1 protein-coding gene is annotated in these 1,143 nt (G+C 59.5%); it reads right to left on the bottom strand.

The window, feature by feature from the left end; translation table 11 throughout:
* On the bottom strand, positions 1-1,139 hold a 1,139-nt coding region (gene tuf, locus Q8M85_RS04935), incomplete at its 3' end, for an elongation factor Tu (RefSeq protein ID WP_305541038.1).
* Positions 1,140-1,143: the final 4 nt, after the last annotated feature.

Genomic DNA, 1,143 nt, shown 5'->3' with positions numbered 1-1,143 from the left:
CGGATAGCGAAGCGCAGACCTTCTTCCATGGCGATGGGGTTGATCAGCTTCACAGTGATCGACACGTTGTCACCAGGCATGACCATTTCCTTGTCGGCTGGCAGTTCGATGGCGCCAGTCACGTCGGTCGTGCGGAAGTAGAACTGAGGGCGGTAGTTGTTGAAGAAAGGCGTGTGACGGCCGCCTTCGTCCTTGCTCAGAACATAGACTTCAGCGGTGAAGTGCGTGTGTGGCTTGATCGAGCCGGGCTTGCACAGCACTTGACCGCGCTGGACGTCTTCGCGCTTGGTGCCGCGCAGCAGCAGGCCAACGTTGTCGCCTGCTTGACCTTGGTCGAGCAGTTTGCGGAACATTTCCACGCCGGTGCAGGTGGTCTTGACGGTATCGGTGATACCGACGATTTCGATTTCTTCACCGACCTTGACAATGCCGCGCTCGATACGACCGGTCACGACGGTGCCGCGGCCAGAGATCGAGAACACGTCTTCCACGGGCATCAGGAAGGCGCCGTCGATGGCACGCTCTGGCTGGGGAATGTAGGTGTCGAGTGCTTCGGCCAGCTTCATGATGGCTTCTTCACCCAGTGGGCCCTTGTCGCCTTCCAGGGCGAGCTTGGCGGAACCGCGAATGATCGGGGTGTCATCGCCAGGGAAGTTGTATTTGTCGAGGAGCTCGCGCACTTCCATTTCGACGAGTTCGAGCAGCTCTTCGTCATCGACCATGTCGCACTTGTTCAGGAACACGATGATGTAAGGAACACCCACCTGGCGAGCCAGCAGGATGTGCTCACGGGTCTGAGGCATTGGGCCGTCAGCTGCGGAGCAAACCAGGATAGCGCCGTCCATCTGGGCTGCGCCGGTGATCATGTTCTTCACATAGTCGGCGTGGCCTGGGCAGTCAACGTGGGCGTAGTGGCGGTTGGCCGTTTCGTATTCCACGTGGGCGGTGTTGATCGTGATGCCGCGGGCCTTTTCTTCAGGTGCTGCGTCGATCTGGTCGTAGGCCTTGGCTTCGCCGCCGAACTTGGCAGACAGCACGGTGGCGATCGCCGCCGTCAGTGTCGTCTTGCCATGGTCCACGTGGCCGATCGTGCCCACGTTGACGTGGGGCTTGGTCCGTTCGAATTTACCTTTTGCCATTTTT

Origin of the sequence: Tabrizicola sp., from assembly GCF_030694085.1 — a bacterium.
Taxonomy (GTDB): domain Bacteria; phylum Pseudomonadota; class Alphaproteobacteria; order Rhodobacterales; family Rhodobacteraceae; genus Tabrizicola.
The sequence above is the reverse complement of the archived record's forward strand: the minus strand, read 5'-3'. Positions and strand labels throughout refer to the sequence as shown.